Annotated in this window: 19 protein-coding genes; 9 read left to right on the top strand and 10 right to left on the bottom strand. The window is 73.1% G+C overall.

Features of this window, described 5'->3' with window-relative positions:
• Window positions 1-153: 153 nt before the first annotated feature.
• The 3 genes from EDF50_RS00990 (at window position 154) to EDF50_RS00980 (ending at window position 2,429) form a co-directional block, all read left to right on the top strand.
• On the top strand, window positions 154-1,422 hold the full coding sequence (locus tag EDF50_RS00990; RefSeq protein ID WP_123517477.1) for a sensor histidine kinase: 1,269 nt from the start codon (window positions 154-156) through the stop codon (window positions 1,420-1,422).
• Complete coding sequence (locus tag EDF50_RS00985; RefSeq protein ID WP_123517476.1) at window positions 1,419-2,045, top strand: LuxR C-terminal-related transcriptional regulator; 627 nt, start codon at window positions 1,419-1,421, stop codon at window positions 2,043-2,045. The genes EDF50_RS00990 and EDF50_RS00985 overlap by 4 nt, the downstream gene beginning before the upstream one ends.
• Before the next feature lie 69 nt (window positions 2,046-2,114).
• Window positions 2,115-2,429, top strand: a complete 315-nt coding sequence (locus EDF50_RS00980; protein WP_148076732.1) for a hypothetical protein — start codon at window positions 2,115-2,117, stop codon at window positions 2,427-2,429.
• A gap of 26 nt (window positions 2,430-2,455) precedes the next feature.
• Here EDF50_RS00980 and EDF50_RS00975 read toward each other — a convergent pair whose 3' ends face one another.
• The 3 genes from EDF50_RS00975 to EDF50_RS16530 all read right to left on the bottom strand — a co-directional run bounded on the left by EDF50_RS00975 (window position 2,456) and on the right by EDF50_RS16530 (window position 5,399).
• Window positions 2,456-3,412, bottom strand: a complete 957-nt coding sequence (locus EDF50_RS00975) for a RimK family alpha-L-glutamate ligase (protein ID WP_123518354.1) — start codon at window positions 3,410-3,412, stop codon at window positions 2,456-2,458.
• Window positions 3,413-3,447: 35 nt separating this feature from the next.
• On the bottom strand, window positions 3,448-3,861 hold the full coding sequence (locus EDF50_RS00970) for a hypothetical protein (protein ID WP_123517474.1): 414 nt from the start codon (window positions 3,859-3,861) through the stop codon (window positions 3,448-3,450).
• Window positions 3,862-3,953: 92 nt separating this feature from the next.
• Window positions 3,954-5,399, bottom strand: coding sequence for a hypothetical protein (locus EDF50_RS16530; protein ID WP_158612604.1), 1,446 nt, complete (start codon window positions 5,397-5,399; stop codon window positions 3,954-3,956).
• A gap of 138 nt (window positions 5,400-5,537) precedes the next feature.
• On the opposite strand from EDF50_RS16530, the gene EDF50_RS00960 reads away from it, so the two are divergent.
• The 3 genes from EDF50_RS00960 to EDF50_RS00950 are packed head-to-tail and all read left to right on the top strand — an operon-like array spanning window position 5,538 to window position 11,508.
• Window positions 5,538-7,211, top strand: a complete 1,674-nt coding sequence (locus EDF50_RS00960) for a DUF3375 family protein (RefSeq protein WP_158612603.1) — start codon at window positions 5,538-5,540, stop codon at window positions 7,209-7,211.
• Window positions 7,208-8,077, top strand: a complete 870-nt coding sequence (locus tag EDF50_RS00955) for a DUF4194 domain-containing protein (protein WP_123517471.1) — start codon at window positions 7,208-7,210, stop codon at window positions 8,075-8,077. The genes EDF50_RS00960 and EDF50_RS00955 overlap by 4 nt, the downstream gene beginning before the upstream one ends.
• Window positions 8,074-11,508, top strand: coding sequence for an ATP-binding protein (locus EDF50_RS00950; RefSeq protein WP_123517470.1), 3,435 nt, complete (start codon window positions 8,074-8,076; stop codon window positions 11,506-11,508). The genes EDF50_RS00955 and EDF50_RS00950 overlap by 4 nt, the downstream gene beginning before the upstream one ends.
• Window positions 11,509-11,627: 119 nt before the next feature.
• On the opposite strand, the gene EDF50_RS00945 is transcribed toward EDF50_RS00950, so the two are convergent.
• From EDF50_RS00945 to EDF50_RS00925, 5 genes are read right to left on the bottom strand one after another with little or no spacing between them, the layout of a single operon-like run.
• Window positions 11,628-12,497, bottom strand: coding sequence for a citryl-CoA lyase (locus EDF50_RS00945; protein ID WP_123517469.1), 870 nt, complete (start codon window positions 12,495-12,497; stop codon window positions 11,628-11,630).
• Window positions 12,494-13,756, bottom strand: a complete 1,263-nt coding sequence (locus EDF50_RS00940) for a CaiB/BaiF CoA-transferase family protein (protein WP_233570245.1) — start codon at window positions 13,754-13,756, stop codon at window positions 12,494-12,496. The genes EDF50_RS00945 and EDF50_RS00940 overlap by 4 nt, the downstream gene beginning before the upstream one ends.
• Window positions 13,753-15,288 (bottom strand): tripartite tricarboxylate transporter permease, encoded by a 1,536-nt coding sequence (locus tag EDF50_RS00935; protein ID WP_123517468.1) that lies wholly within the window; start codon window positions 15,286-15,288, stop codon window positions 13,753-13,755. The genes EDF50_RS00940 and EDF50_RS00935 overlap by 4 nt, the downstream gene beginning before the upstream one ends.
• Window positions 15,288-15,878 carry a tripartite tricarboxylate transporter TctB family protein gene (locus tag EDF50_RS00930; RefSeq protein ID WP_199738527.1) on the bottom strand — a complete coding sequence of 197 codons (591 nt, stop codon included), beginning with the start codon at window positions 15,876-15,878 and terminating at the stop codon, window positions 15,288-15,290. Before EDF50_RS00930 ends, EDF50_RS00935 begins: the two co-directional genes overlap by 1 nt.
• A complete protein-coding gene (locus EDF50_RS00925; RefSeq protein ID WP_233570244.1) occupies window positions 15,875-16,879 on the bottom strand; it encodes a tripartite tricarboxylate transporter substrate binding protein in 1,005 nt (334 codons plus the stop codon). The genes EDF50_RS00930 and EDF50_RS00925 overlap by 4 nt, the downstream gene beginning before the upstream one ends.
• 168 nt (window positions 16,880-17,047) lie before the next feature.
• Here EDF50_RS00925 and EDF50_RS00920 point away from each other — a divergent pair, with 168 nt between their 5' ends.
• Genes EDF50_RS00920 through EDF50_RS00910 form a run of 3 tightly spaced genes read left to right on the top strand, consistent with a single transcriptional unit; the run spans window position 17,048 to window position 19,581 of the window.
• Window positions 17,048-17,917: an IclR family transcriptional regulator gene (locus EDF50_RS00920; protein ID WP_123517467.1), complete on the top strand. Its 870-nt coding sequence runs from the start codon at window positions 17,048-17,050 to the stop codon at window positions 17,915-17,917.
• 58 nt (window positions 17,918-17,975) lie between these two features.
• A complete protein-coding gene (locus tag EDF50_RS00915) occupies window positions 17,976-18,584 on the top strand; it encodes an RraA family protein (RefSeq protein WP_123517466.1) in 609 nt (202 codons plus the stop codon).
• The gene (locus EDF50_RS00910) at window positions 18,577-19,581 is read left to right on the top strand and encodes an NAD(P)-dependent oxidoreductase (RefSeq protein ID WP_199738525.1); all 1,005 of its coding nucleotides are present in this window, start codon (window positions 18,577-18,579) and stop codon (window positions 19,579-19,581) included. Before EDF50_RS00915 ends, EDF50_RS00910 begins: the two co-directional genes overlap by 8 nt.
• Here EDF50_RS00910 and EDF50_RS00905 read toward each other — a convergent pair whose 3' ends face one another.
• Both EDF50_RS00905 and EDF50_RS00900 read right to left on the bottom strand, forming a co-directional pair.
• Window positions 19,582-20,307 carry a response regulator transcription factor gene (locus tag EDF50_RS00905; protein WP_123517464.1) on the bottom strand — a complete coding sequence of 242 codons (726 nt, stop codon included), beginning with the start codon at window positions 20,305-20,307 and terminating at the stop codon, window positions 19,582-19,584.
• Entirely contained in the window at window positions 20,304-21,521 is a 1,218-nt protein-coding gene (locus EDF50_RS00900) for a sensor histidine kinase (RefSeq protein WP_123517463.1), read from the bottom strand. The genes EDF50_RS00905 and EDF50_RS00900 overlap by 4 nt, the downstream gene beginning before the upstream one ends.
• Window positions 21,522-21,575 lie beyond the last annotated feature (54 nt).

Raw genomic sequence — 21,575 nt, 5'->3', positions numbered from 1 at the left:
CGATCGCCCGTCCGGGCGACCTCGTCCACTCTCGCCGTGGGCCGTGCCCGGTCGCGTCGGCCATCGGCACAGGCGTCGGTGGAGAACGATGGAGGCGCGGGTCGTCCTTTCGGACGATGGTCGCGTCACGGCACCGGCGTAGGCTTTTCGGTCATGGCCCATACCGCGCTCACCCCCGTCTTCGTGGGCCTGCGCACCGGGCTGCACGTTCTCGTGGTCTCGTTGGTCGCCCTCGTGATCGGCCGCGCGGCACTCGTTCCCGGCGACGCCACCGTGGTCGTGGTCGTGCTCGCCCTCGTGTTCCTCGCGACGTACGCCCTCGGTGCCCTGGCCCGGACGTCCACCGGCATGTGGCTCGTCGCGGTCTCCGTCGAGTGGATCGTGCTCGTCTGGTTGACGCCCGAGGCGTCGTACCTGGTCTTCCCGTTGTTCTTCCTGTACCTGCATCTGCTGGGTCGTCAGGGCGGCACGATCGCGGTCGGTCTCGCGACCGCCGTCGCCGTGGTGGCGCTCGGCGTTCACGGTGGCTGGACGGTCGGCGGCGTGATCGGCCCCGTCGTCGGAGCGGGTGTCGCCGTGATGATCGGGATGGGTTACCAGGCGCTCTCCCGCGAGGCCGTAGACCGCGAGCGCCTCGTGGCCGAACTGATCGCGACGCGCGACCAGCTCGCCGCCAGCGAACGGGAGTCGGGGGTTCTGGCCGAGCGTGGACGTCTCGCGCGCGAGATCCACGACACGGTGGCACAGGGCTTGTCGAGCATCCAGTTGCTGCTGCACGCGGCCGAACGGGCCGACCCCGATCGGCCCGGCATCGAGCACCTTCGGCTCGCTCGCGAGACGGCGGCGGCGAACCTGGCCGACACGCGCCAGTTCATCCGGGATCTGACCCCGCCCGCACTCGACGAACGCGGGCTCGGTGGAGCCTTACGACGGATGGCCGACACCGAGTGGGCGGGCGACGGGCTGAGAGTGATCGTCCGGGTCGGCGACTCCCCCGTCCTGCCCATGCACCTGCAGACGGCCCTGCTGCGGATCGCCCAGGGGGCCATGGCGAACATCCGGCAACACGCCGGAGCGTCGACGGCCACGATCGAGCTGGTCGTCGCCTCGCGGTCGGTACGGTTCACCGTCGCCGACGACGGCCGCGGGTTCGACGCCGACTCCTCGGAATCCGTACCGGACGGCGGCACGAGCGACTCGTTCGGCCTGCGGGCCACCCGCGAGCGTGTGGAGCAGCTCGGCGGGGCCCTCTCCCTCCGATCGTCCCCGGGGCGGGGCACGATCCTGACCGTCGAACTCGCTCTCGATCCTCCGGGAACCGGCGGACTGGCGCTCGATCACCCGTCGTCTCCTGCCGATCGTGCCGAACCGGGCCCCGGGCCCTCGCCCGCAGAGCGACGCCCGACGAAGGAGCCAACGTGATCCGCCTCGTGATCGCCGACGACCATCCGATCGTGCGGGCAGGCCTCGTCGCCCTCGTCGGCGGGGAGCCCGACCTCGAGGTGGTGGCCGAGGCCGCGACGCCCGACGAAGCCGTCGCGGCGGCGGACCGGGAGAACCCCGACGTCGTCCTGATGGACCTGCAGTTCGGCGCTCGCGAGGCCGATACCGGGGCGGACGCGACACGGCGCATCCGGGCCCTGCCCGCGCCTCCTTACGTCCTGGTCCTGACGAACTACGACTCGGACGCCGACATCCTCGGAGCGGTCGAGGCGGGGGCCAGCGGCTACCTGCTGAAGGACGCACCACCGCACGAACTCATCGCGGCGGTGCGTGCCGCGGCCGCGGGTGAGAGCGCCCTCGCTCCGGTCATCGCGACACGGTTGCTGACCCGCATGCGGTCGCCGCAGGTCAGTCTCAGCCCGCGCGAGCTCGACGTGCTCGAGGCGGTCGCGGCAGGCGGCTCGAACACCGAGATCGCCCGGCAATTGTTCGTCTCCGAGCCGACGGTCAAGTCGCACCTCGCGCACATCTACTCGAAACTCGACGTCACGTCGCGCACGGCTGCGGTGTCGGCGGCCCGACAGCGCGGCATCCTGCGCTGACGCCACGAGTCGGACCCGATCGCCACCGAATCGCCTTCGCTCGTCGCGGCACCTCCGGTGTCGGTCCCCGTGCCTGATCGAGGGCCTGCGACCGCGTCCGAAGAACGTGCCGAACTCAGCCGGGCGACGGGCACCCTCGTCTTCGCGCTGCAGCAGTCGTCGGGCCGGACCGGTCCGTGGCCCGAGCAGTTGTTCCTGCTCGAGTCGAGCCCGGTGATCGTCACCACGGCGGATGGTGTTCGGCTCGTCTCCCTACCCGTCACCGCACAGCTGTCGTACTCGACGGATGCGACCCGCAGTCGGTTCGCCGTCGAGATGACGGGATCGACCTTCGGTCAGACCACCCGGTACGACTCGGTGTCGGGCGTCGACACGACCGGCTGACCATCGCGTCAGGCGGGTGTCACGGCCTACTCCGCCGCGAGCACCTCGCCCAGCCACGCGGCGAGGGTCGCGGCGGCCGACACCGACGACGATCGCTCGACGTCGGGGTTGTAGTTGGTGTTCGTGTTGACGTCGTAGGGCACGAGGCGGCCGTCGACGGTCTCGATGAACTCGATGCCCGCGACCTCGATGCCCTGCTCGGCGACGAAGGCCTCGAGCCGCGTCACGAGGGGGTGCTCGGCGGTCACCGACGGCCGCACCGCGAACGGGGCGAAGGTGGCCGGGTCCGCACCGTCGGGCACCACGCACGCATCGGCCGGGCACAACTCGAAGCTGCCGGCGGAGGTGTCGACCCGCACCGCGTAGACGAACCGCCCTCCGACGAACTCGACGCGCGTGTTGAAGGGTTCCTCGGCCTGTAAGAACTCCTGCAGCAGGGTGATCCCGTCGACCGGCACCTCGAAGTCGGGCCCGTCGACGTACGAGTCGAACGCGTCGAGGTCGTCGAAGCGACGCACGCCGAGGCCCTTGCCGCCCTGGTTGTGCTTCGTGATGAACGGCAGCGTCTGCTCGCGCGCCCGTGCCTTGAGGTCGGCGGTCCCGAACACGGCGGTCGTCGCCGGGACGTCGAACCCGGCGGACGCCAGCGCCAGGTACTGCGCGACCTTGCTCACCTCGAGCTCGACGACACCGCTGCCGTTGATCGTCCGGCGACCGTGTCGCTCGGCCCAGCGCAGGGTCGCTCGCGCGACCTCCTTGGCGGTCCCCCGGCCTCGGGTGTGGGCCGAACCGCTCAGGCGCGACCAGAACACCCCTTCAGGAGGCGCGGCCGCGAGGTCGAAGGACGTCCCGTCGAGCAGGTGCTCGCGGTGGGGCACCCCCGCGGCGTCGAGCGCGGCGACGAGCGGGGGCAGCCACTCGGCGTTGTCGTGCAGCACGTGTACGACGGGTGTCGGGTCGGCGTGGTCGATCGTGGAGGTCATCGTCCGATCGTGCACCATCAGGCCGAACACGACGATCAATACCTGTCGTACGAGTTCTCGCCCTCGCGCAGCGCGAAGCACCGGGACGCCGAGGCGGGGGTGACCAGGTGCGAGGCCTCGTCGAACCGACCCACGAAGGCCGCCCGCTCCGAGGTACCGTCCAGCTGCACCGTGACGCGGCCGGTCCACTGGTACGTGTCGTCCGAGCAGCTCAGCAGCACGCCGGTGGGTGCCTGGTCGACCGAGACCACCTCGGCCTCCGGGAACGAGGCCACGACCGACCTCTCGATCGTCATGGTCTCGGACTTGGCGTCGTCCACGGTCAGGTGGTCGTCCCTGTCGCGTCCGCCCCCACCCGCGCACCCCGTCACGGCCAGTGACATCGAGAAGGACACGGCCACGGCCGCCACGGCCAGGGCGCTGCGTCTCACGCCGAGGGATCGACGCATCAGACGCCCTGCCCCTTCTCGATGCACCCCTTCATCACACGCCGGGTCGTCCGGTTCTCCCGGGTCATGATCGGTCACCACCGCCCCGGCGATCAGGGGCCCCAGACGGAGCGGACGGTCGCGCACAGGGGCCGATCGTCGGCCTCGAGCATCGAGCAGTCGCTCGTCGCCCCCTGGCCGACCGTCTCGCCGGCGACGTCGGCCGCCCCCCGGACGTCTCGCCGGAACGTCACGAGGGTCCCGGCCGGTGCCGTCTTCACGGCTCCGACGACGTCCGCCAGGGACGCGTCGGTGACGGCATCGCCGAGTTCGATGCGCACTCGGCCCTCCGTGACGGCCGCGGTCACGTCCTCGACTCGGGGCGAGGCCACGATCGCGGCTGCCACCGTGGTGAGCAGGGCGAGCGACTCGGGCCGGGCCGAGAAGGCGAGACCTCGATGATCGGACCCGATCGACGAGACGCGGATCTCGTCCATCGCCGACACGCCCTCGGAGGCGCCGATGGCCTGCACCGCGGGCACGACGCCTGCCAGCGCCGTCGTCCGCACCTCGACCGAGCGGGCGCTGATCTCGGAGGAGCTGACCGTGTCCGGCGCCACGGCGTCGACCAAGGATTCGGCGGCGGACAGGTCGCCGTCGAGCTCTCGGAGCTCGCCCGGTGACGAGACGAGACCGATCGAGGTGCCGGACGCCTCCGACATCGCGACGAGGACACCGGCGATCCGCGACGCTCTCGGGGATGCCTCCGCCACCTCCGCCACCGACGAGTACCCGGTGGTCGTCGGTTCGTCGAGGTCGACCCTGATGCCCTCGGGCAGAGCATCGACCCGCCCGCCCCCGAGATCGGCGGCCCCGACGGCGTCGAGCAGACGAGCCTGGTCGGCGGCGTCGAGGACGACGCGGGACGTCGCGGGATCGTCGAGGACGGAGGGGAACCCGGTCACGTTCTCGGTGATGAATCGTCGGGAGTCCGGGCTCCACGCCGTCACGTCGACGTCGGCCAGGTGTGCTGCGGCGTCCCGGAGGGATCGAGCCCGCTGCCAGGCCGAGACGACGTCCGACGACCCCGAAGGCACCACCGTGATGCCGGACCCCTGCCGGGGCGAGCCGGAGCCGCTCGCGGTCTCGTCGCCGAACTCGTGCGTGCCGAGGGACACCTCGGCGAAGGCCGGGTCGTCCGCGACGCGGCGGGCGAGCGCGAGCTGGGCCGCCGTGTCGTCCTCGTCGGCGAGCACCTCGAACGAGACGGCACCTCGCTTGACGTCCACGAACTGCCAGCCGAACGAGTCGCCCACGTTGCGGGCCACGAACGGCCTGACGTGCTCCGCCACGGCGGCGAGGTCGTCGTCGGAGAGGTCGTCCTCGACGACGACGGTCGCCTGGGCCGTCGCGCTGCCGAGTGGGTAGTCGCCCCCGGCCGTCTCGATCTCGACGACGCCGTCGACACCCTCCATCAGCGATTCGAACTCCTGGGTCAGCTCACGAGAACTGGCGCATCCGGCACCGAGCACGAGGACGGCCACGACGACGGTCCCCATGACGCCCCGCCTCGACAACATCCCCATCCCCATCCCCATCCCCACATCTTGGCCGCTTGGGACGACGAGCGACACCGTCGCGGGGCGGAGCGCCGCCAGTTGGTATCGTCGTGCGACGACTGCCGGAGGTCTTGCTTGGTGAACCACCCGTCGGGGCACGACGACGCCCTGAGCCGCGACGACGTGCGCGCGGCGTACGAAGACGACCCCACCTGGGCCCTGCTCCGCGGCTACAACGCCCGCTGGATGCTGCCGCTCTTCTCCCGCCACCTCGAGCACGCCGGGGGTCCGGTCTCGGCCGACTGGTTCCACCGCCGGGTCGCCGAGGCCCTCGACGAGAACGCCGCCGAGCAGGTCGCGTCCGAGCAGGCCGCATCCGAGCGGGCCGCGTCGGTCGGCCCCGAGGAGGCGCGTCCCGCGTCCCACACGTCCGTCGCGTCACCGGCCTCTGCCGAGCAGAAGACCACCCCGGCCGAGTACTGCCGTAGCTGGGTCGAGAGCCGCTGGCTGGTCCGGACCCGCGCCTCCGGACCGGACGCCCGGGCCGAGTACCGCCTCTCGCCGCATGCACTCAAGGCGCTGCGTCTCGTGCGCGACCTCGTCGAGCGCGACAACGCCGTCAGCGAGGCGCGCCTCGGCAGCATCGCGCACGCCGTCGGGCAGCTCGCCGGTCTCGCCGACCCCAGCCGCGAGTCGCAGCTCGCACGCCTCGACGAGCAGATCGCCGAACTCGAGCGACGCAAGGTCGAGATCGAGCGGCACGGCACCGAGCCCACCGCCCCCGACGTGCTGCGCCGGCAGGTGCGCGAGGTGGTGCGTCTCACCGCGTCGCTGCCCGAGGACTTCCGGCAGCTCGGCGCCATGGTCGAGCAGCGACACCGCGAGGTCGCGCGGCGGGCCTCGTCCGAACACGTCGGCAAGGGCGCTCTCGTCGACCAGTACCTGCAGGACAACGACCTGCTCGAGCAGACCCCCGAGGGACGCGCCTACCGCGGCTTCGCCCAGATGCTGTCGTCCCGCGGCATCGACGTCATGCGGGCCGACATCGAGAAGGTCCTCGCGCAGCCCGACGCGGCCGAGCAGCTCACCGAGCGGCAGCGCGCGCAGCTCGAGTCGCTCATCTCGTCGCTGCTCGCCGAAGAGCAGACCGTCCAAGAGACGTACGGCCGCTGGACGTCCTCGCTGCGGCGCTTCCTCAGCCGCTCGGGCTCCGACCAGCAGCAGCGCCTGCTCACCCTCGCCGACCGGGCGTTGCACGCCGGCGGCGTCTGGGCCGAGCGTCGGCCGGGCCACGCGATGCTGCCGGCCGAGCACGGTGACGGGCTGGGACTCGGGGCGCTCGACGTCCGCGACGTCAGCCAGGTGCAGATGCACACCGACCGTGCACGGCCGACCGTCGACGTGCAGGTGACCGTCGGCGACGCGGCGCTGCCCGAGGCCGACCGGGCCGCCCTGCGCCTCACCTCGGGCACGAGCACGGCCGCGGTCTCGGCGACCATCGACCGGCTGCTGGCCGACCACGACGAGGTCACGAGCGCCGACGTCTACCGCGCGACCGAGCCCGGGTTCCGCCGTCTCGGGCTCGTGCTCAGCATGCTCGACCTGGCGCTCGAGCGCGGCGTCGTCGGCGACGACACCGAGACCGTCGAGCTGGCCGGCGACCCGACCGACCCGACGACGTCAGGAGGCGCGGGTCGACAGGTCACGTTGCCCCGCCTCGTCTTCCGGCGCGACCCCGCGGGGCCGCCCGGCGCCGAGCCCGCCACCCCCTCCCGCACGACCAGCACGACCGGCACGAAGGACCTCGCATGAGCCCCGCAGTCCCCACGCACGATACCCATGTCGACGACTCGGCCCGCGCCTCCCACGACGCCCTCGACGACGGCGACGCCTTCGACGACGGCGACGCGGACGACGTCGCGTCGAGCGCCGCCTCGGACGCGCTGCCGCCGGCCGGTCGCAAGGCGCTCGTCACGCTGCTGACCCACCGGTTCGTGTCGCGGGCCCGGCAGCAGGAGGCCTGGGCCGGCCTGCTCGCGTACGAGTCCGAGATCCGGGCGCGGCTCGACGAGATGTTCCTCGTGCTGGTCGTCGACCACGACCACGAGGTCGCCTTCAAGCGGCAGGGCGGCGGGGACGACGTGCCCGTGCTGCTGCGCCGCGAGAAGCCGCTGTCGCGTGACGCCTCGCTGCTGATGGTCTTCGCCCGCCGCGAGCACGCCTTCACGGACGGACGCGACGAGGCGGTCGTGATCTCGAAGGACGCCGTCGCGGAGTTCCTCGGTCGGTACCACGACGACTCGGACTCCGACGAGGTGCGGGCCCGTCGCCGGGTCGACGCCGCCATCGCGGCGCTCGTCGCCCGAGACCTGCTGACGGCCGAACCCGACGACGCCGAGCTGTTCGTCGTCTCCCCCGCGATCGTGCCGCTGATGACCGCGGACCGGCTGGCGCACCTCGAGCGGGTGTACCTCGACATGGCCGGGGTCGAGGGCGACGCAGACGCGACCGACGAGGACGAGGTCGACCCCCTCGGCCCCGCCGACGCGGACGCCGACACCGACGCCGACCCCGTCGTCGAACCCGACCCGACCGCCGTGCCGCTCGACCTCGATCTCGACCTCGAGCCCCCTCACGACGCCGACACCGACACCGATCCGGAAGCACCCCAGGCATGAGCATCGCCGACACCCCGCCCGACCTCGGCATGTTCCACTCGGGCCAGTACCGCATCGAGCAGGTGCAGCTGCTCAACTGGGGCAGCTACGCCGGTCTGCACCGCATGCCCGTCGGCCGCGGTGGCATCGCCATCTTCGGCCCCACCGGCCGCGGCAAGTCGACGGTGCTCGACGCGATGGCCGCCGTCATCATGCCCAACCCGCAGGAGTTCAACCGGGCCGCCCGCGACGACAGCCGGCAGCGGTCCGAGCGCACGGTCTACAGCTACGCGCGCGGCAAGACCGACGAGGTGCGCGACGCCGCGTCGGACCGCACGACGACGCGCTTCCTGCGTCCGCTCGGCCAGGCGTTCCCGAGCGGGGCCGCCATCACCTGGTCGACCGAGCTCGGCCAGACCGTCACGGCCGTGCGCGTCGCGTGGATCGGTGAGGACACCGCGAGCCAGGACGACGTCACCCAGGCGAGCGTCTACCTGCTCGTGCAGGGCCGCTTCGACCTCAGCCGGCTGTCCGAGGTGACGCGCGAGGGCACGAGCCAGAACCCGCTGACCCGCGGATCCCTCGCCCGGCTGCTCGACCCCGCCGCCGACCTCGCCACCTCGTCGCAGCCCGAGCTGCGGGTGCGGCTCTGCGGCCAGCTCGGCATCGGCGGCAGCGACGAGTCGCAGCTCAAGGCCCTGACCCTGTTGCGCCGGGCGCAGGCGTCGAAGGGCGTGTTCTCGATCGACGACCTCTTCAAGCAGTTCGTGCTCGTGCAGCCGCAGGCGCTCAGCCGGTGGGAGACCACGCTCGCCACCTACCGCGAGGCGTCCGCGCTCTACGACGTGTTCGAGACGACCCGCAAGAAGCTCGACGTGCTCGAGGCCGTGCCGACGCTCGCCGACCGGTACGAGCTCGCCGGTCGCGACGGCTCCGCCAAGCGTCGCCTGCTCGGGGACGCCGACGGGCCCAGCCGCCTCCGCGTCTGGCTCGCCGAACGCGTCGGCAGCTGGGTCAGCGGCGAGGTCGATCGCGTGACGACCGAGAAGCGCGAGCAGAGCGAACGCCGGAGGCGCGCCCAGGCGGACGAGCAGCTCGCGTTCCGGTCCCGTGAACAGGCCCTGGCGCGGATCAGCGAGCTCGGGGGCGATCCCACGCAGTCGCTCCGCGAGCACGTGGCCGCCGCCGAGGCCGAGCTCGCCGCCGTCGAGCGCACCCGCGGCCGCCTCTCCGCCGCCTTGGACGGGACCGGCGAAGCCCTCCCCCGGAACGACGAGCAGCTCGTCGCACTCGGGCAGCGCGCCGACCGCCTCGCGGCCGACGACGCCGCGGCCCGGGCCGCGACAGCCGACGCGCGCAGCGAGCTCGCCGCCCGCATCGGCGAGACCAAACGGGCCCTGGCCGCCCTCGAGAGACAGAAGCGGTCGTTCGAGCAGCGCCGCAGCAACGTGCCGGACGACGCGATCGAGCGGCGTCGACGCATCGCCGAGGGGGCGGGCGTGCCCGTGTCGAGCCTGCCCTACGCCGGCGAGCTGTTCGAGGTCGCGCCCGAGCATGCCGGCTGGGCCGTCGCGATCGAGCGGGTGCTCGGCGATCTCGCCACGCACCTCCTCGTCGACCGAGCGCACTTCGACGCCGTGCGCCGCTGGGTGGACGAGAACGACGTGCGCGGACGCGTGACGCTCGTGCCTGCGACCGGCGGGGCCGAGCCGTCCCTCACACCCGTCGACCACACCGTGCCCGCGATGGTGCGGCTCGACCCGGCCAGTCCGTTCCGCGGCTGGTTGCACGACGAGCTCGTGGCGGACCGCAGCGTGCTCTGTGTCGAGGGTCCCGACGACCTCGACGACCCCCGCCCGGCCGGCACCCGCGGCGCGGTCACCCGACGAGGCCTCCGCACCGGTTCGCGGGACCGCGTCGTCAAGGACGACCGGTCGATCCGTTCATGGATCGGCCTCGACAACTCGACCCGCATCGCCGAGCTCGGTGACGAGATCGTCGACCTCGAGGCCGTGTTGGCCCGGGTCCGCGGCGAGTACGACACGATCGAGGCCGAGGCTGCCGAGCGCCGGCGGGTCGCCGACTCCGTCGCCCGGGCGAAGGAGTTCACCTGGGACGAGCTCGACGCCGCCCCCGCCCGGGCCAGGCTCGACGACCTGCGCGCCCAGCTCGAGCGCATCGCGGTGGAGCGTCCCGAGCTCGCGACGTTGCAGGCCGAGGCCACGCAGCACGACGACGACCGTTCCGCCGCGACCCGTCGGCTGGCCGAGATCGACCAGGCGCTCGCGCAGCTCGACGAGAAGCACGCGACGCTCGTCGACATCGAGGACGAGTTCGCCGACGCCGCCGACGCCGAGCCGCTGACCGACGACGAGCGGGCGCTCCTCGCAACGCTGCCGTTCGCCGCACCGCGCGAGGCGACCGACGTCGCGCGGCTCCACCGGGACGCCGCGTCGCAGCTGCGGGCCCAGGTCGACGCGCACGACCGCGACCGGGCGAACGCCGAGTCGACGCTCGTGGTCGTCTTCGAGCGCTACCTCGAGCTCGACCGGACCGCGGGCATCGACGCCACGATCGAGAGCCTGCCGACGGTCCGGGCGATCCACCGGCAGCTCGTCGAGGACGACCTGCCGCACGCGAAGCAGCGCTGGCTCGAGAAAGCCGGGAGCGACGTGGGCGACAGCCTCCGGGCTCTGCTCGTCCAGATCGAGGAGGACGGCCACGTCATCCGTCGCGGCGTCCGACCGATCTCGCAGGCGTTGCGCTCGATCGAGTTCCGGCAGGGCTCGACGCTCGACATCGAGCCGCGACCCGTGTCGAACGGCGACCTGCTCGAGTTCAAGCGCACGTTGCGGGAGCACACCGGCGGGGCCCAGGGCGCTTCCGGCGGTCCTGCCCCGGAGGCGCGGGACGCGTCCGAGGTCGAGCGCCGGTTCCTGAGGCTGCGCCGTGACCTGGCACACCTCGAGGAGAAGTCGAAGGTCGGTGACGCCTGGCGCCGCCGGGTGCTCGACGCGCGCGAGCACTACCAGTTCCGGGCGATCGAGACCCGCGCCGACGGCACGCAGATCGTGCACGAGGGTGTGGCCGGCAAGTCCGGCGGCGAGGGGCAGGAGCTCATCGCGTTCGTGCTCGGGGCCGCCCTGCGGTTCCGTCTGGGCGATGGCACCGACCGGGTGCCCACCTATGCGCCGATCGTGCTCGACGAGGGCTTCGTCAAGGCCGACTCCGAGTACACGGGCCGGGCCCTGGCGGCGCTGACCTCCCTGGGCTTCCAGCTCGTGGTGGGGGCACCGCGCGACAAGGTCAACGCGTTCGAGCAGCACGTCGAGAGCGTCGCGTACATCTCGAGCGACCCGTCGAACCCCGAGCTGTCGCGCATCTACCCGCTGACGATCCGCCAGGCGATCCAGGTCGAGCAGCACGGCCTCGACCCCGCCGCGCTCGCCTGACCTGCGCCTCCCCGTCCCACGTCGATCGAGTGGGCAGAAGATGTCCTCCGCACGCGGGAGAAGGACATCTCCAGCCCACTCGGCTCGCGGGGTGAGGCGGAGGTACCCGCGGCCGCGCCTCAGAGGTCGCGGGTGGCGGGGCCGGTGTAGTCGGCCAGGAAGCCCTTGGGCAGGGGGCCCTTGATGCGCTGGCCCGAGCCGCCCTCCTCCCAGGCGTGGGCGAGGATGCCCACCGAGCGTGACAGCACGAACAGCCCGCGTGCGAGCTCGGGCTCGATGCCGAGTTCGCCGTAGACCACGGCCGACACGCCGTCGATGTTCATCGGCACGTTCCGGGACGCCAGCACGCCCTCGACCGCGAGGGCGATGTCGAGGTGACGCCCCTCGACCACCCCCTGGTCGCGAGCCCGCTCGACGAGCGCCAGCAGCGGATCGCGGCGCGGATCACGAGGGTGGAACCGGTGTCCGAACCCGGGCACGAACTCGCCCCGGGCCTTGTGGGAGGCGACCTCGGCGGCGGCCAGCTCGTCGAGCGACGCACCGGTGTCGCGGTGCGCGGCGACCAGACGGTTCAGCAGTTGGACGCATTGCTGGCCCGCGCCTCCGTGGGTGTCGCCCAGGACGTTGACGCCGTTGGCGACGGCCGAGTTCAGACCGACGCCGCAGGTGACCGCCATGCGGGCGCTCGCGATCGAGGGTGCCTGCGGCCCGTGGTCGACGCTCGCGACGAGCGCGGCCTCGAGCAGGGCGGCCTGCGCCGGCTCGGGCCGTTCGCCGCGCGTCATCAGCCAGACGGTCTCGACGAAGCCGAGGTTGCCGATCAGCTGCTGCACCGGGTAGCCACGCAGTTCGATGACGCCCGGCTCGATCTTCGTGATTGCCGTCGACCACCATGCCGTGGTCGAGGCGATCCGGGCCTCGAGCCGGGCGGTCTCGGCCTGCGCGGCGGCGAGGCGGGTCTCGAGGTCGGCCCTCTCGTCGGCGCTCATACCGCGCCTCCTTCTCTCAGGTGGTGGATCTCGTCGGCGTCGAAGCCGAGCTCGGCGAGGATCTCGTCGGTGTGCTGTCCGAGCAGCGGTGGCGGCAGGGTCGGCGTCCCGGGTACCCCGTCGACGCGGATGCCGTGTCCCATCACCCGCAACGGGTCATCGCCCTCCGCACCGCCCGGGAAGGGCAGCCCGTGCACGAGTTCGCGGTCGCGCACCTGCGGGCTGTCGAGCATCTCGGCCACCGTGAGCACCGCCGCCGCGGGTACTCCGGCGTCGCTCAGCAGCCCCTCCCACTCGGCGGCGCCGCGCGCGCTCAACGCCTGCTCGATCTCGCGCGTGAGGGCGGCCCGGTGGGTCTTGCGGTCCTCGCGGGCGGCGAAGCGCGGGTCGACGGCGAGGTCGGCGCGACCGATCAGGGTGCAGAGCGACTCGAACTGCTCCTGCTTGTTGGCCGCGATGTTGAGGGCTCCGTCGCCGGTCGCGAACGTGCCCGACGGGGCCGCCGTGCCGTTGTCGTTGCCGAGCGGACGCGGCTCGGTGCCCGCGACGAGGTGGTTCGAGACGACCCAGCCCATCGCGGTCGCCGCGGTCTCGAGCATCGACACGTCGATGACCGAGCCCAGGCCGGTCCGCTCGCGGCCGAGCAGCGCCGACGAGATCGCGAACGCCGCCGCCAGTCCGCCGAGCGTGTCGGCGATCGGGTAGCCGGCGCGCAGCGGGGCCGTCTCGGGCGTGCCGGTGACGCTCATCATGCCCGAGCTGCCCTGGATGATCTGGTCGTACGCGGGCTTGCCGCGCAACGGGCCGGTCTGCCCGAACCCCGAGATCGCCGCGTAGACGAGGCGCGGGTTGATCCCCCGCAGCACGTCCCAGCCGAAGCCGAGGCGCTCGAGCACGCCGGGCCGGAAGTTCTCGAGCAGCACGTCGGCCTCGGCCACCGCCCGCCGCAGCACCTCGGCCCCGCCCGGTTTCTTCAGGTCCACGGTCAGAGACCGCTTCTGGGCGTTCTGCGCCAGGAACGAGATGCCGAGGAGGCGCTGGTTCAGTTCCGCGGACGCCCCCAGTTGGCGGGCGAGGTCGCCCCCGTGCGGTGTCTCGACCTTGATCACGTCGGCCCCGAGCAGGGCGAGCTGGTACGCCGCGTACGGGCCGGCGAGGACGTTGGTCATGTCGAGGACGCGGACGCCCTCGAGGGGTCGGGGCCGGTCGTGGGCCCGGGCGGGGTCGTGGGGCGGGGCGGGGTCGTGGGGCTGGGTCACACGGTCTCTCTCTGCCGGTCGGCGATCGCCTGGGCGACGGTCCTCCGGCTGCGGATCTTCTGGAAGGCGGCGCCCGCGACGGCGAGCAGGAGCACGACGTAGAGGGTCACCGAGATCGGGCTCGACACGAGGACGGCGGGGTCGCTCTCGCTGACGGCCATCGCCCGGCGGAACTCGGTCTCGGCGAGTGGGCCCAGGATGATCGCGATGAGCATCGGCGCGACCGGCAGGCCGTAGCGGCGCATGAGGAACCCGATCAGCCCGATCACCGTGACGAGCACGAGGTCGAGGATCTTGGCGCTCGTCGCGTAGACGCCGAGCATCGCGAACACCGAGATGCCCGCGTACAGGTAATGACGCGGCACCTTGAGCAGCTTGGCCCAGAGCGGGGCGAACGGCAGGTTGAGGATCAGCAGCACGACCATGCCGACGAAGAAGCTGGCGAGCAGGGCCCAGACGAGGTCCGGGGCGCGCTCGAACAGCAGCGGCCCGGGCTGCAGGCCGTACTGGCGGAACGCCGCGAGCAGGATCGCCGCCGTGGCCGAGGTCGGCAAGCCGAGGGCGAGCAGCGCGCCCATCGCCGTGCCTGCCGTGGCGTTGCCCGCCGCCTCGGGACCGGCGACGCCCTGGATGGCGCCGCGGCCGAACATCGAGTCCTTGCGGCGGGCGTCGAGTCGACGCTCGGTGCCGTAGGCGAGGAAGGTCGGCACTTCGGCACCGCCCACCGGGATGATGCCGAACGGGATGCCGATCGCCGTGCCGCGCAGCCAGGCCGGCGCCGCGAGCCGGAACTCGCGACGGGACAGCCACAGGCGACCGCGCGAGGGCACGAGAGCGGTCTCGTCGCGGGTGCCGCGCTTGGCGGCGACGCTGAACACCTCGCCGAGGGCCAGCAGGCCGACGGTGATGACGACGATGTCGATGCCGTCGAAGAGCTCGGGCACGCCGGCCGTGAAGCGTGAGGCACCCGAGATGCCGTCGATGCCGACGACCGAGATGGCCAGGCCGATGCCGAGGGCGGCGAGTCCGCGGAGCACCGACTCGGTGACGACCGCCGAGATCGCCACGAAGGCGAACACCGCCAGGGCGAGGTACTCGGCGGGGCCGAACAGGGTGGCGAGCTCCGCCAGGCGTGGGGCGAAGAACACGACGAGCACCGAGGCGATGATGCCGCCGATGAAGGCACCGATGGCCGAGGTCGCGAGAGCCTGGGCGGCCCGCCCGCTCGTGGCCATCTTGTGGCCCTCGATGGTGCCTGCGATGGCCGTGCTGTTGCCCGGCGTGTTCATCAGGATGCCCGAGATCGAGTCGCCGAACAGGCCCCCGAAGAGCACCCCCGCGAACATGATGAACGCGCCGATCGGATCGAGCGAGAAGGTGACGGGCAACAGCAGGGCGACGGCCATGGCCGAGCCGAGGCCGGGCAGGACGCCGACGGCCGTGCCGAGCACGGCGCCGATCAGCACCCAGAGCATGTTGATCGGGGTCAGGACGGTGAGGAACCCGTCCCCGAGGTTGGCGAGCGATTCCATCAGAAGATCCCCTCGAGGATGCCGGGAGGCAGGTTGAGGCCGAGTCCGGCCGAGAAGGCGAGCTGCACGATCGACGAGATCGCCAGCGCCAGGAAGACGTCGAAGGCCGGACGCCGACTGCCGAGCGATCGCGCGATGCCCCAGAACAGGACGGCGCCGGCCAGCAGCCAGCCGAGCGGCGTGAGGGCGGCGATGAACACGACGACCGTGCCGAGGGCACCGAGCAGGGCCCGGCGGTTGCTGGTCGGACGGCGGTCGACGGGTTCGCCGTCGAGGTCGAGGTCGTCGACGTCGCCGGGGGCGGCGGGCTGGGCGATCTCGACCGTGGCTGCCTCGGGCTTGCGCAGCACGTCGACCGCGAGCAGCACGGCCACGATCAACACGAGGGCGGCCACGATGGCCGGGAAGACCTGGGGCCCGGGCGAGGTGGCGGTGTCGGGCACGCGCATCGTCACCGTGCCGACGACGAGGGCCAGGCCGATGACGAGCATGAGTCCCGGCACGATCAGGCCGGTGCGTCGGCGCCAGAACCCGTCCGCGACGACGACGGCCCGGCGGGTGACCGAGACGGTCCGGATGACGCCGCTCACAGGCCCAGCTCCTCGATGATCGTGTTCACGCGGGCCTGGTCCTCGGCGATGAAGTCGGCGAAGTCCTCGCCCGTGACCACCGCCGGGGCCCAGGAGTTGCGCCTCAGGGTGTCCTGCCATTCGTCGGAGGCGACCATCTCGTCGATGATGGCGACGAGCTCGTCACGCTCGGCGTCGGTGATGCCCTTCGGGGCCACGAGACCGCGCCAGTTCGGCAGGTGCACGTCGATGCCCTGCTCGATGAAGGTCGGGGCGTCGATGCCGTCGACCGGTTCTTCGGCCGAGAGCGCGAGGGCCCGCAGGTTACCGGCCTCGATCTGGTCGCTGAACTCGTTGTAGCCGCTGACGCCGATCTCGACCGTGCCCGAGAGCAGGGCGGTCAGCACCTCGCCGCCTCCCGCGTACGAGACGTAGTTGATGTCGCCCGGGTCGACGCCGACCTCACGAGCGAACAGGCCGGCCAGCAAATGATCGGTGCCGCCGAGCCCGCCGCCACCGATCGGGTGGCTCTGCGGCGCCTCGCTCCAGGCGGCGACGAAGTCGTCGATCGTCTCGTAGGGCGAGTCCGCGGGGACGATGAAGACCTCGTAGTCCTCGGCCAGCTTGGCGATGGGCGTCGTGTCCGAGAGGTCGACGTCCGACCCGTTGACCGTGATCGCCCCCTCCATGACCGTGCCGGTCATCATGAGGTTCGTGGGGTCGGCACCGAGGCCGACGAACTGGCTGAGGCCGATGGTGCCGCCGGCACCCGGCACGTTCACCACCTGCACGTTGTTGACGATCGACGCCGCGCGCAGGGCCTGCTGCGACTCACGGGCCGCGAGGTCCCACCCGCCGCCGGGTGCGGCGGGCGCCATCATCGTCAGCTTGGCCCGGGGGTCGGCGCCCGCCGTGCCGTCGCCGGCGTCGACGGCCGCGAAGCCGACGAGCACCGCCGTCGCGACGACGCCGACGGCCCCCGTGACGACCTTGCGCCTGTTCCTGTCGGTCGGATTGCCCACACGATCACTCCCTTGTGATGGTTGCAGCGGCTCGCACCGGCGGGTGTCACTCCGAAGGGTGTCCGCCTGGTGGATGTCTGTGTCCGCCTGATGGTAGCTTCGCCGTGGAAGTCCCCGCAAGGGCGGCCCCACCCGGGCCCCGCGCTTCCCCGGCGAGAGGTCGACACGATGACTCCAGCTGACGCGACACCGTCCCCCGCGGCCCTGTCCCCCGCAACACCGGGCCGCGGCGACACGAGCGGCGTCCGCGCCGTCAGCCGGGCCCTCGCCGTGTTGCAGGCTTTCACGCCCGATCGCAGCACGCAGACCCTCGCCGAACTCGTGCGCGTCTCGGGCCTCCCCCGCACGACCGTCCTGCGTCTGGTCGACACCCTCGTCGCCGAGGGCATGCTGCAGCACGGGCCCGACGGGCGGGTCGGCGTCGGCACACGGATGATCCACTGGGGGGCCTTCGCCGCCCGCGCCTGGGCCGTGCCCACCGCCACCGCCGACCGCATGGCCGCGCTCGCCGAGGAGACGGGCGAGACCGTCAGCCTCTACGTGCGCCGTGGCGTGGCCCGCGTCGTCGTGGCGCAATCGCCCAGTCCGCACAGCCTGCGTCACGTCGTCCAGGTGGGCGACGAGCTGCCGCTGTGGATCGGCGCCGCGGGGGCCGTGCTGCTGAGCGGCGAGCCCGCCGACGTGCTCGACGCGACCCTCGACGACGTCGACGCCACGGCGCACCCGGGCACGGCCGTGTCGAGCCCGACCACCCCGTTCTCAGCGGCGCCGACGCTGCCCGTCGACCGCGACGCCGTGCGGGCCCGGATCGAGCGGGCCCGTCTCGACGGCTGGTCGGTGTCGCACGGCACACGGGAGCCCGGCAACTCGGGCGTCGCCGTCCTCGTCCCGGGACGCCCGCCGGGCCGACCCGTCGCCCTCGCCCTGGGCGGGCCGACGAGTCGTTTCACCGACGACGCGGTGGCGCGGTTCGCGGACGAGCTGCGCCGCGCCTCCTCGGACCTCGCCCGCACCGGGCTGCCACCCGCCCTCGACTGACCGCCCGCACACGCACCGGCGACCGAGAGACCCCGCACCCCCGAACGACAGGAGCACCATGAGCACCGCCTCCGCCTCGCCCGCCTCGCCGTCCCTCCCTGCCCCTGGCGAGCTCCCCGTCGCCACCGTCTCGGACGCCATGGAGCGCTTCGGCGTCGCGGACGGCATCCGGCCGCTCTGGCGCGGCGCCGCGCTGTCGGGTCCGGCGTTCACCGTGTGGACCCGGCCGGGCGACAACGCCGGTCTGCACGCCGCGTTCGAACGCATCCGGCGGGGCGAGATCCTCGTGGTCAACGGTGGCGCCGACGAGACCCGCGCGCTGATCGGCGAGCTGGTGGCCGAGAAGGCCAAGGCGCTCGGCGTCGGCGGCATCGTGCTCGACGCCGCCGCGCGCGACGTGGTCGAGCTCGAACGGGTGGGCGTGCCCGTGTTCGCGCGCTCCGTGACACCGGCCGGGCCGTGGAAGACCGGGCCGTTCCGGACCGGCGAGACGATCGCCGTCGGTGGCGTGGCGGTGTCGCCGGGCGACTGGGTGCTCGGCGACGACGACGGCGTGGCGGTCGTGCCGGCGGCCCGGGTCGACGAGGTCGTGGCCGCCACGCACGAGCTGCTGCGCGGAGAGGGCGACCGCCGCGCGGCGAACCGGCTGCTGGTGCCGCGTGACTGACCCGGGCTCGACGGGCCCGACGGGCTCGACGAACCCGGTGGGCCGCGCGCCCGTCGTCTGGGTGCCGCGGCCGATCGACGACGACGTGGTCGCGTCCCTGCGCGACTGGGCCGACGTGCGGCTCGGCTGGGGCGTCGACGCCGCGGGCTGGTCCGACGTCGCGACCGAGGTGGAGGGCGTACTGCTGCGCACGGCCCGGGTCGACGGCGCGATGATGCGCGAGGCACCGCGACTGCGCATCGTCGCGCGGCACGGCGTCGGCCTCGACACCGTCGACGTCGACACCGCGGCCGAGCTCGGCATCGCCGTGACCACGACCCCGGCCGCGAACAGCCGGTCGGTGGCCGAGCTCGCGGTGACGTTGCTGATGGTGACCCGGCGCGGACTCGGGGCGGCGTGGTCGGGCGGCGGAGGCGCGGGGGCCGGGGACCCGGGTGGCGACGGCCCCGGGGCCGGGCCGACCCGCGCCTCCTTCGTGGGTCGCGAGCTGCACGGCGCGACGCTGGGGCTGCTCGGGTTCGGGCGGATCGCGCGGCTCGTGGCCGACGCGGCCCGTGACGGTCTCGGCATGCGCGTCGTCGCCCACGACCCGCACCTCTCGGACGACGCCGTCCGCAACGCCGGAGCCGAACCCGCCGCCCTCGACGCGCTGCTCGCGACGTCGGACGCGCTGAGCGTCCATGTGCCACTGACCCCCGACACCGTCGGCCTGATCGGTCGGCGCGAGCTCGCCCTGCTGCGCCCCGGCGCGGTGGTCGTCAACACCTCGCGCGGCGGCGTCGTGGACGAGGAGGCGCTGGTCGCCTCGCTCGACGCTTGTCACCTCGCGGGGGCCGGTCTCGACGTCACCACGGTCGAGCCGTTGCCCGCCGACCACCCCCTGCGCGGCCGGCCCGACGTCGTGCTCACCCCGCACGTCGGAGGCCAGACCCGAGAGGCCATGGCCCGTGTCGGCCACGAGGCCGCCGAGCACCTCCGCCGCGTGCTGCGCCCCTAGTCAGGCACCCGGTGCGAGCAAGCCCGTCTCGTAGGCGACGATCACGAGCTGCGCCCGGTCGTGGGCGTCGAGCTTGGTCATGATGCGGTTGACGTGCGTCTTCGCGGTGTGCGGCGAGATCACCAGGTCGGTGGCGATCTCGGCATTCGCCCGGCCCCGCGCGACGAGCAGCAGCACCTCGCGCTCACGCTCGGTCAGGTGCGCGAGCTCGGGCGGCCCTGCCTGCGACGACCCCACCCCGGACGGCCCCGCCGCCCCCGATGCCGATGCCGACCCATCCCCGCCGGCGCCGCCGCCACGCGGCAGCACGTACTTCTCGATCAGGCTGCGCGTCGCGACGGGTGACAGCAGCGACTCCCCCGCGTGCACGGCCCGGACCGCACGGACGATCTCGCCGGGCTCCGCGCCCTTGCCGATGAACCCGCTCGCCCCCGCGCGCAGGGCCGCGACGAGGTACTCGTCCTCCTCGAACGTGGTGAGGATCAGCACCTTCGTCCCGGCGAGCAGGGGGTCGGCGCAGATCTCGGCCGTCGCGCCGATGCCGTCGAGCCCGGGCATGCGGATGTCCATCACGACCACGTCCGGCCGCAGCGCCGAGGCCCGCGTCACCGCCTCACGACCGTCCACGGCGTCGCCCACGACCTCGACCCCGTCCTCGCCGTCGAGGATGTCGGTCACGGCCTGACGGATCAGCGGCTGGTCGTCGACGACGAGCACGGTGGTCACGAGACGTCCCCGTCCCCGGCGGACGAGCCGGTCCCACGGGTCACCGGCAGGACGGCCGCGAGCCGGAAGCCGCCCGGCGTCGGGCCGGTCTCGACCACCCCGCGCACCGAGGCGACGCGTTCGCGCAGCCCGAGCAGCCCGTGCCCACCGCGGACGTCGTCCGGGTCGGGCTCGGCCCGCAGCGCCGGCACCGGGTTCGTCACGACGACGGAGACCTCGTGGTCGTCGATCGCGATCAGCACGTGCGCGCGGTGCTCGGCGCCGTGCTTGCTCGCGTTCGTCAGCCCCTCTTGCACGACCCGGTACGCGACGAGGTCGACCGCGCCCGAGACCGAGGCGAGGGGCCCCTCGACCCGGGTGCCCACGACGAGGCCTGCGTCGGCGAACCCGGCCACGAGCTCGTCCAGTCGCGCGAGTCCCGGCTGCGGCGACGGGGCGCGGTCGGAGTCCCCGGCGCGCAGCACCTCGAGCAGGTCGCCGATCTCGCCGAGGACGGTCCGGGAGGCGCGGCGGATGGTCGCGAGCGCGGTCACCGCTTTCTCGGGTCGCGTCTCGATCGCCGACGACGCGACCCCGGCGTTGAGGCTGATCACCGAGATCTGATGGGCGACGGCGTCGTGCAGGTCTCGGGCGATCCGCAGCCTCTCTTCGGCCACCCGGCGCGAGGCCTCGGCCTCGCGGGTGCGCTCGGCCCGTTCGGCGCGCTCGGTGACGGCGTCGATGTACTCGCGCCGCGAGCGACTGGCATCGCCCGCGGCCGCGGCGAAGGCGATGAGCAGGGCGAACTGGACGATGCGCGGATCGGAGACGCCCCCGAGTGCCGCCAGCAGGCTCAGCAACACGACCGCGGCCGCGGCGGCGGCCGTCACGACGATGGTGCGACGACGCGGGGTCCGGGCGGCGACGGCGAACACGGCGATGCCGACGGCGAGCACGACGCCCGGCGCGAGCGTGCCGAGCAGGGCGCCGATGCCGAAGAGCCCGACGACCGCGGCGAGCACCGTGACGGGACGACGACGACGGAACGGCAGCAGGACGACGGGGGTGAGGACGACCGCGACGGCGAGTCCACTCGTCGGACGGAACCCCGCGACGGGGAAGGGGGCGAAGGCCGCCCCGACGACGAGCACCGCGGCGAGCGTGTCACCCAGCCACCAGGGGACGCGAGGTCGCGGGTAGGCCGGCTCGCGCCTCCTGCCGTCCGTCGTCGTCATGACCCCATCGTGCCCTGGAACGCCGACGACCGAATCCCCCTCTCGCCCGACGTC

The organism is Frigoribacterium sp. PhB24 (assembly GCF_003755185.1).
Classification (GTDB): domain Bacteria; phylum Actinomycetota; class Actinomycetes; order Actinomycetales; family Microbacteriaceae; genus Frigoribacterium.
The sequence above is the reverse complement of the archived record's forward strand: the minus strand, read 5'-3'. Positions and strand labels throughout refer to the sequence as shown.